General features: G+C 65.9%; 6 protein-coding genes. All 6 read left to right on the forward strand.

Annotated elements, in window-relative coordinates; genetic code table 11:
- The first annotated feature begins 163 nt into the window (after nt 1-163).
- On the forward strand, nt 164-2,257 hold the full coding sequence (locus FG486_RS13880) for a transglycosylase domain-containing protein (RefSeq protein ID WP_181268002.1): 2,094 nt from the start codon (nt 164-166) through the stop codon (nt 2,255-2,257).
- 50 nt (nt 2,258-2,307) lie between these two features.
- The gene (gene cobT / locus FG486_RS13885) at nt 2,308-4,131 is read left to right on the forward strand and encodes a cobaltochelatase subunit CobT (protein WP_181268003.1); all 1,824 of its coding nucleotides are present in this window, start codon (nt 2,308-2,310) and stop codon (nt 4,129-4,131) included.
- 264 nt (nt 4,132-4,395) lie between these two features.
- A complete protein-coding gene (locus FG486_RS13890) occupies nt 4,396-5,067 on the forward strand; it encodes a nitroreductase (RefSeq protein WP_181268004.1) in 672 nt (223 codons plus the stop codon).
- 314 nt (nt 5,068-5,381) lie between these two features.
- Nucleotides 5,382-7,421, forward strand: a complete 2,040-nt coding sequence (locus FG486_RS13895) for an adenylate/guanylate cyclase domain-containing protein (protein ID WP_181268005.1) — start codon at nt 5,382-5,384, stop codon at nt 7,419-7,421.
- Between the two features lie 76 nt (nt 7,422-7,497).
- Complete coding sequence (locus tag FG486_RS13900; protein WP_181268006.1) at nt 7,498-8,196, forward strand: hypothetical protein; 699 nt, start codon at nt 7,498-7,500, stop codon at nt 8,194-8,196.
- Nucleotides 8,197-8,310: 114 nt separating this feature from the next.
- Nucleotides 8,311-9,762: a cysteine--tRNA ligase gene (cysS, locus tag FG486_RS13905; RefSeq protein WP_181268007.1), complete on the forward strand. Its 1,452-nt coding sequence runs from the start codon at nt 8,311-8,313 to the stop codon at nt 9,760-9,762.
- Nucleotides 9,763-9,801 lie beyond the last annotated feature (39 nt).

Below are 9,801 nucleotides of genomic sequence, written 5' to 3' on the forward strand. Positions count from 1 at the left end.
CGCTCCCCCCCCCCACCCCCCCCCCCCTCCCGGGGGAGGGTTGGGTGGGGGTGAGGGAGCGTCTTGATGCAATTTCGGTCTGGCATGCGTCATCTCTGCGGCCAAACACACCCCCTCGCACTCGCTGTCATAATCATATAATACACCAGCCGTGTTCAGGAAAATGCGATTCGGATCGGGGCGTTTTGGGTTTGGCGGGGCTTCTGCTGCCGATGCGCCGTGGCCGACGCCGGGGCTGGGCGAAGCGCGCAATCCCTGGCTTGATCCGGCCGAGATCGATCCACCGGTGCCCGAGCCGATCAAGCCCCCGCGCACCCGCTGGTGGTGGGCGAAGCGCGCGCTCGCCGCGCTGTTCGTGCTGTTCCTCATCCTGCTCGCCTGGCTGGCGATCACCGCGCCCTTGTCGAAATCGCTAGAGCCGATTGCGCCGCCCGAGATCACGCTGCTCGCCGCCGATGGCACGCCGATCGCGCGCAGCGGGGCGGTGGTGGAGGAGCCGGTCGCGGTCAACAGGCTGCCGCCGCATGTTGTCGAAGCGTTCCTCGCGATCGAGGACCGGCGCTTCTATTCGCACTGGGGTATCGATCCGCGCGGGCTGGCGCGCGCGCTCTGGTCCAACATCACCGGCAGCAGCGTCCAGGGCGGCAGCACGATCACCCAGCAGCTCGCCAAGATCAGCTTCCTCACCCCCGAGCGCAGCCTGACGCGCAAGCTGCGCGAGATGCTGATCGCCTTCTGGCTCGAGGCCTGGCTGAGCAAGGACGAGATTCTGGGCCGCTACCTGTCGAACGCCTATTTCGGCGACAATGTGTATGGGCTGCGCGCCGCCTCGCTGCACTATTTCTACCGCCAGCCCGAAAAGCTGAAGCCCGAACAGGCAATCCTGCTCGCCGGGCTGGTGCAGGCACCGTCGCGCTTCGCGCCGACGCGCAACTGGCAGGGGGCAAGCCGGCGCGCGGCGATGGTGCGCGCGGCGATGGTCGATGCGGGCTATCTGACCCAGAGGGAGGCCGACGCGCTTCCGCAGCCGCGCCTCGACGTGCATGAGCGCCCCAAGCTCGCCAACGGTACCTATTTTGCCGACTGGGCGATGCCACAGGCGCGCGCGCTGACCGAGATGTCGCACAGCCGCCTGACGCTGACCACCACGCTCGATGCCCGGCTGCAGCGCGCCGCGGAACGGATCGTCGCACGCTCCGGCCTCGGCAAGGCGCAGGTCGCTTTGGTGGCCATGCGCACCAATGGCGAGGTCGTCGCCATGGTCGGCGGCAAGAGCCACGCGCAATCGCCGTTCAACCGCGCCACCCAGGCCAAGCGCCAACCCGGCTCGACCTTCAAGCTGTTTGTCTATCTCGCCGCGCTCGAAGCGGGGATGGAGCCCGATTCGGTGATCGAGGACAGTCCGATCACCACCGGCAGCTATCGTCCGCGCAACGCCGGGGACCGCTATCGCGGCGTGATCAGCCTGGAAGAGGCGTTTGTTCATTCGAGCAATGTCGCCGCCGTCCGGCTGTTCCAGAAGGTCGGCAGCGAGAAGGTGATCAAGCAGGCGACGCAGCTCGGCCTCAAGGGTCCCTTTGCCGAAGGCGATCCCAGCCTGGCCCTGGGCAGCGGCAGCGCGACTCTGCTCGAGATGACGGCCGCCTATGCCGGGGTCGCGGGCAACCAGTGGCCGGTTCAGCCGCATGCGTTCAAGCGCGAGGAACAGGGCTGGTTCGAATGGCTCGTCGATGGGCCGGATCGCTACTCGTCGCGCGTGCACGAGCAGATGCAGGATATGCTGCGCGCGGCGGTCAATCGCGGCACCGGGCGCGCGGCCAGCCTCAACATCCCCAATTTCGGCAAGACCGGCACCAGCCAGGACAATCGCGATGCGCTGTTCATCGGCTATGCGGGTGACCTGGTCGTGGGCGTGTGGATCGGCAATGATGACAACAGCCCGATGCAGGGCATTCGCGGCGGCGGGCTGCCTGCGCGCATCTGGCGGCAGTTCATGGGCGAGGCGCTGCCTGGGGCTGTGCCTCAGCGCCGCGCCGCGCCGGTTGCGCCGCCTGAGGAAGTCGATCCCGATCCGGTGATCGGCCCGCTGCTGGAAGGCGAGATCGAGGGGCAGGTCGGCGGCGCGAACGTGCGCGTCACGCCGGAGGGGCTCACCATTTCTGGCGATGTCGGTGGCGCGCCGGTCGAGATGACGGTCGACGGCAATGGCGCGAATGTGCAGCGGCAGCGGCCGCCGCCATCCGATCCGCCGCAATAGCGCTGCGCCGGTCGCTTGACATACGCGGCGCGCCCCTCCAGCGATAGCGCATGACCAACCGCACTCCGCTCGATGACCTGAAGAACGTGCTGGCCGGGACCGCGCGGGCGATCGCCAGCCAGCCCGAGATCGAGGTGGCCTTCACCGCCGATCCGCCGTCGCAATCGGGTACCAAGCTGCGCGTGCCGATGCCGGGGCGCAAGCTGCCCGCCGATCAGGTGGCCGAGGCGCGCGGCTTTGCCGATCTCTATGCGCTGCGGCTGAAGCACCATAACCCTGCTCAGCACGCCGCCAACGCCCCGCGCGAGGCGGTGGCGCGCGCGGCCTTCGATGCGGTCGAGCAGGTACGGATCGAGGCGCTGGGCACGCGGTCGATGCGCGGCCTCGGCGCGAACCTCGATGCGGCGCTCGAGATGCGGATGCGCTCCGACCCGATCAGCCGCGCGACGCGCGCCGACGAGGTGCCGATCTCGACCGCGCTCGGCCTGATCGTGCGCGAACGGCTGACTGGCACGCCTATGCCTGCGGACAGCGTCGCGGGCGTCAACCTCGTGCGCGAATGGATCGAGAGCAAGGGCGGCGAGGATATCGATAATCTGGCGCTGTCGCTCGACGACCAGGCCGGCTTTGCCGCGCTCGCCAACCGGCTGCTCGAACATCTGGAACTCACCGAAGGCCAGATGGACGAGGAGGACAGCCAGGACGAGGGGGATGACGACGATTCGTCCGAACAGGGCGAGCCCGAGGATCAGGAAGGCGAGCAGGACGGCACCGACCAGGGCCAGACCGAAGCGCGCGGTGAGGAGCAGACCGGCGAGAACGAAGAGGGCGATTCCTCCGAGACCGAAGGCGAGATGGAGCAGGGGGACGATGGCGACCCCGGCGAGATGGGCGACGACGGCATGATGCCGACGCGGCCGAACCGTCCCTGGACCGATCTGCCCAATGATTTCGAGTACAAGGCGTGGACGACGAGTTTCGACGAGGTGATCGAGGCGACCGACCTGTGCGACGAGGACGAGCTGCTGCGCCTTCGCGCCTATCTCGACCAGCAGCTTGCGCATCTGCAGGGCGCAGTAACCAAGCTCGCCAACCGCTTGCAGCGCCGCCTGATGGCACAGCAGAGCCGCAGCTGGGATTTCGACCAGGAAGAGGGCATGCTCGATGCCGCGCGGCTGGCGCGTGTCGTCGTCGCTCCCGGCCATTCGCTGTCATACAAGATCGAGCGCGATACCGAGTTCCGCGATACTGTCGTCACGCTGCTGATCGACAATTCGGGCTCGATGCGCGGCCGCCCGATCAGCATCGCCGCGATCAGCGCAGACATCATGGCGCGCACGCTCGAGCGCTGCGGCGTCAAGACCGAGATCTTGGGCTTCACCACCAAGGCGTGGAAGGGCGGGCAGTGCCGCGAGGACTGGCTGGCACACGGCCGCTCGCCGTTGCCCGGCCGCCTCAACGACCTGCGCCATATCGTCTACAAGAAGGCCGACGAACCTTGGCGGCGCGCGCGCAAGAATCTGGGCCTGATGATGCGCGAAGGCCTGCTCAAGGAGAACATCGACGGCGAGGCGCTGCTCTGGGCGCACAACCGCCTGATCGCGCGCCCCGAAGAGCGCCGCGTGCTGATGGTGATTTCCGACGGTGCGCCGGTCGATGACTCGACGCTCTCGGTCAATCATGGCGCGTATCTGGAACAGCATCTGCGCAAGGTGATCGACTGGATCGAGAAGATGTCGCCGGTGCAACTGATCGCGATCGGCATCGGCCATGACGTGACCCGCTATTATCGGCGCGCGGTGACGATCATGGATGCCGAGCAGCTGGGCGGCACGATGGTAGAGCAGCTGGCGGGGCTGTTCGACGACGAGTGATTGCGGGGGCGGGGTGCCACGTCCCTCGACTTCGCTCGGGACAAACGGATGGGGGGCGTGTCTAGTGTGCGCGCTGCAGGTTCGCGCAACTCGCGCGCACGCGGATCGAACCCAGCTAGGCCACCCCTTTCCCGTTTGTCCCGAGCGAAGTCGAGGGACGTATGTAGCGAACTGTCGAAATTGCAGTACCTCCCCCAACCCCGCCTTGCCAAACCTCCTGCTCGCACTTAACCAAGCGATTAAACCACGCAGGGAGCCCCCGCCTTGAACGTATCCGAAGCTGTCGCCACCCGCCGTTCCGTCCGCGACTTCCTGCCCGATCCCGTGCCGCTGGAGACGATCCGCGAGATTCTGACCAAGGCGCAGCGTTCGCCCTCGGGCGGCAACACCCAGCCTTGGAACGCGGTGGTGCTCACCGGCGAGCCGCTGGCCGATCTCACCGCCAAGATCAAGGCCAAGGCGCAGAGCGCGCCGATGGGCGAGGGGATGGAATATGCGATCTACCCCGCAGATCTCGAGGGGCGCTACGAGCAGCAGCGGCGCGCGGTCGGCCAGGCGATGTTCGACGCGCTGGGCATCGCCCGCGAGGATGGCGCGGGCCGGGTCCGCCAGATGATGCGCAACTGGGACAGCTTTGGCGCGCCGGTGCAGATCTTCACCTATTGCCGCACCTATATGGGACCACCGCAATGGTCGGACATGGGCATGTGGCTGCAGACGGTGATGCTGCTGCTGCGCGAAGCGGGGCTGGACAGCTGCCCGCAGGAAATCTGGGCGATGTACGGCAGCTATATGCGCGAGCTTCTCGGGATCAGCGATGACTATATCTTCTTCACCGGCATGGCGGTGGGCTATCGCAACCCGGACGCGCCGGTGAACAATTTTGCGGTCCCGCGCGTCGCACTCGATGACGCGGTCCAGTTCCGGGGGTTCTGATCCCGTCTATCCCCCATCGCATGCCCTTGGCATCAACGAACCATAATGCTCCAGATGCTGCGGCGACAACTGGTCAGCACGGCACGGGCAGACTATAGCGATGGAAACGAATCCCGACCGGGTCGCACCGAGGGCAGATTTCTGGATCGGCGCGCTGCACGGGGGCGACGCGCCTGGGGGTGCGATGATGCGACATGGGCGACATGGAAGCGCAAGCAGGCAACGATCGCGGGTGGTGCCGGTCAGACGGTCGCCCCGTGTGACGCTGATGGCATCGCGCCTGATGTGCGCAGCGCCGGGTGGCTGCTGACCCGATGGCAAGCCGGGCAGACAGCGCCGCTGCGGCAGCGACCAGCCGCGACGAGATGGGGCGTTCGGCCACGCGCCTGATCCGCCAGCTCGGGCTGGTGCGGCTGCTCGCGACGCTCGGCTTTCTGGTCTTCGCGCTCGCCATTGCCCGCTACAGCACCGAAATGCCGTTGCTCGGCGATGCCGAAAACGCAATGTACGACATGCGCGCGGCCAATTTCGCCAAGAAGGTGGATCAGGACCCGCGTATCCTTATGGTCGTCTATACCGACGACACACTGATCGATACCGGCCAGCGTTCGCCGGTCGATCGTACCATCCTGGCCAATGCGCTGACCAATATCGACCGGATGGGCGCTAAATCGATCGGCATCGATATCCTGTTCGATCAGCCGCAGGACGATGACGAGGCGCTGAAAACCGCGCTGCGCGGCATGCGCACGCCGACGCATGTCGCCTATGCCAGCAACGCGACCAATACCGAGGCGATCCAGTTTCGCCAGCAGCAGTTCCTCGAGCAGTTCCTCAAGGACGTCACCACCGACAAGACGAAGCCGACAAGCATCCGGCTGGTCACCGATTCGGATGGTGTTGCCCGGCGCTGGCCCGACCAGCCGAAGAACCTGCCGCCGATCATGGTGCGCGCGATGACGCCGCCGGACCCGGCCTTTGCCGATTATCGCGGCGCCATCCGTTTCCGCCTGCCGCTGTCTTCCGACCGCCCGGTGATCAACAAGCTGCCGATCGATCTGTTCGCCGACCCCGCCAGTGCCGAGTTCGTCGCGAGCGAGGTCAAGGGGCGGCACATCCTGATCGGCGGCGATTTTGTCGATTTCGACAAGTTCGATACGCCGCTGACCCGGATCGGCGATGTCGTGACCGGTGAATCGCAGATGATCGGGCTGGAAGTGCACGCGCACATGATGTCGCAGCTGCTGGACAAGGATCGGCCCTTCGCCTTCCCGAACTGGTCGTTATGGGCCATGGCGCTGACGGTGGTGATCGCTGGCTGCATCACCGCGATCAGCCAGGCGCGTGCGTGGATCATGGGGCTGCTGCTCGGCAGCCAGATCCTGTTTTTCATGACCGCGCCGTTCATCCTGCAATATCAGGGCTTCGACACGCTCAACCTGCCGAGCTTCGGCTGGGCGACCGGATGGCTGCTCGCCTATACCTCGGTGGGGGCGGCCGCGCGCGTGGTCGGGTCCAAGCAGCGCGCGTTCGCGCAGAACGCGCTGGGCAAGTATCTGCCGCGTTCGGTCGCGGCGGAAATCCTGAAGGACCCGGACAAGCTGGCGCTGCATGGCGAAAAGCGGGAGATCTTCTGCGTCTTCACCGATCTGGAGGGCTTCACCAAGCTGACCCACGCGATCGAACCGGAAATGGTCGCCTTCCTGCTCAACAACTATCTCGACCGGCTGGCGGACGTGGTGCTGCAATATGGCGGTACGCTCGACAAGTTCGTGGGCGATGCGGTGGTCGCCTTCTGGGGGGCGCCGATCGGCTTTCCCGACGATGGCGAGCGCGCGGTGCGTGCGGCCTGGGCCATGTACGAAGCGGGTGAGGATTTTCGCAGGACCGCGCCCGAAGGTGTGCCGCCGATCGGCCGCACGCGCGTCGGCGTGCATTTCGGCGAGGCGATCGTCGGCAATTTCGGCGGCGAGGGGCGGATCCAGTATACTGCATTCGGCGACAGCATGAACACGGCGGCCAGGCTCGAGGCGGCGAACAAGAATCTCGACACGCGTGTGCTGGTCAGCCGCGAGGCGGCGGAGCGTTCCGGGCTCGACTGGTATCGCCCGATGGGGCGGATCGTGCTAAGAGGACGCGCCAAGCCGGTCGACATTTTCGAGCCCGCGCCCGACAGGCCGGAGAGCGAGCGCCAGGCCATTGCCGAGCTGGTTGCGGCGCACCAGGCGGGAAATGATGCGGCTGTGGTTCAACTCACATCGCAGCTTGCAGAATTGGGGCAGGAAGAGGCCATCGCGAATTTGTTCAAGCGACTTGGTCAGACACAAAAAGGAGAAAGCTATGTTCTCGGTTGAAAGGAAGTCCGTACTTCGCCGGGCACTTGCGATAGGTGCCATGTTGACGCTGGGCATTGCTGGCAGCAGTGCAGCGATGGCGCAGTCCATGGTCGTACGCTCGGTCGGTCCTTCGGCAGCGCAATTTCCTGCCGGCAAGAAGCTGCCCGCCAACACCAAGGTGGTGTTGAAGGCCAGCGACAAGGTGACCGTGCTCGACAAGGCCGGCACGCGCGTCCTGTCCGGCCCTGGTACCTTCACGCTCGACGGCACGGTCAAGCGCGATCAGACGCAGAGCACCCAGATTGCCAGCCTGCTCGCCACCGGTGGCCCTGCGACGCGCAGCCGCACCGGGGCCGTCCGCGGCGCTCCGGCCAAGGTTGCTGCTCCCGCTACCCCGCGCAGCCCGAACCTGTGGTTCATCGATGCGAGCCAGTCGGGCAAGTTCTGCGTCGCTGAACCCGCCCGCCTGATGTTCTGGCGCGCCAAGGTCGACCAGGATGTCCAGCTCAAGCTCGCCGGAACCGGCGCTTCAGCTACGATCGACTGGAAGAAGGGATCGGGCAACCGGCTGTGGCCGATGGCCGAACTGCCCGTTGCGCCGGGCAGCTACACGCTCACCGGCCCCGACGGCGTCGCGCGCAAGATCGATCTGGTGGTTCTTCCCAGCGTGCCGGCCGAGGTCGACGAACTCGCCGGAACGCTGATCGAAAATGGCTGCGAAAACCAGCTCGGCCTGCTGGTCGAGACCATGGCGGCGGCGGACCAGGCCAGCGGTACCAGCGGCGATCGGTAAGCATCGAGCCGACATTCAGACCCCGTCCGCGCTGCTGCGACTGGTGCGGGCGGGGTTTTTCTGCACGCCTGTCGGCTTGACGGCGCGCGCGCTTTGCAGGCAATGGCTGATGCCATGACGAGCTCTGCCGATACCGCCCCGCTGATGCTGTTCAACAGCCTCACCCGCTCGCTCGAAGCGTTCGAGCCGGTCCATCCCGGCGAAGCGCGGGTCTATAGCTGCGGGCCGACGGTCTATAATTATGCGCATCTGGGCAACATGCGCGCCTATGTCTTCGCCGATACGCTGGGGCGCGTGCTGAGCTTCAAAGGCTTTGCGCTCAGGCATATCATCAACATCACCGATGTCGGGCACCTGACCGACGATGCCGATGATGGCGAGGACAAACTGGAAAAGGCGGCGGCAGAGCGTGCCCAATCGATCTGGGACATTGCCCGCCATTATACCGAGGCGTTCTGGGAGGACATCAAGGCGCTCAACATCCGCCAGCCGGCGGAATGGTCGATCGCGACCGATTATGTGCCGAAGATGATCGCGTTCGCCAGGTCGATCGCGGACAGGCATTGCTACGAGCTGCCCAGTGGCCTGTATTTCGACGTCTCGACCGTTAGCGATTACGGATCGCTGGCGCGCGCGGCGACCGAGGCGGGCGAAGGGCGCATCGAGGCGGTCGAGGGCAAGCGCAACGCGCAGGATTTTGCGATCTGGCGCAAGACGCCCGCAGGCGAGACGCGGCAAATGGAGTGGGACTCACCTTGGGGGAAGGGGGCGCCCGGCTGGCATCTCGAATGCTCGGTGATGAGCGAGGCCCTGCTCGGCTTTCCGTTCGACATCCATACCGGCGGCATCGACCATCGCGAGATCCATCACCCCAACGAGATAGCGCAGAACCAGGCCTATGCCTGCTCACATGGCAGCGGCGCGCGCTTCTGGATGCACAACAATTTCCTGATCGACCGGACGGGCAAGATGTCCAAGTCGTCCGGAGAGTTCCTGCGCCTGCCGCTGCTCGTTGCCAAGGGCATCCACCCGCTCGCCTATCGGCTGATGTGCCTGCAGGCGCATTATCGCAGCGAGCTCGAGTTCAGCTGGGACAATCTGCTGGCGGCGCTGACCCGGCTCAAGCGGCTGGTGATGGCGGTCGCGGCGCTGCGGGGGCAGGCAGAGATGGCCGGGACGGTGGAGCATCCACGTCTCCAACAGCTGCTCGGCGATTTTGCATCAGCCGTGTCCGACGATCTCAACACCGCCAAGGCGCTGACCGTGCTGGACGACGTTCTGGCGCAGAAGAAGGTCGATGCCGGGCAGCGCCTCTCCGCTATCGCCGCGATGGACGCGGTGCTGGGGCTCAACCTGCTGGCCCTCGAGCGCGCCGACCTGCGCATCCGCCCGGCCGCAGCGACAATCGATGAAGCCCGCATCGAGCATATGCTCAAGCTGCGCAAGGAAGCACGTGCGGACAAGAATTTCGCCGCCTCCGATGCGATCCGCGATGAGCTGGTCGCGGCGGGAATCGAGGTGATGGACGGCGACCCGTTGGGCTGGGAATGGCGGATCGAGGTTTAACCTCTCCAAGAACCACCTCCGTTTGTCCCGAGCGTGTCG

The sequence above is a fragment of the Blastomonas ursincola genome, from assembly GCF_013607875.1.
GTDB lineage: Bacteria > Pseudomonadota > Alphaproteobacteria > Sphingomonadales > Sphingomonadaceae > Blastomonas > Blastomonas ursincola.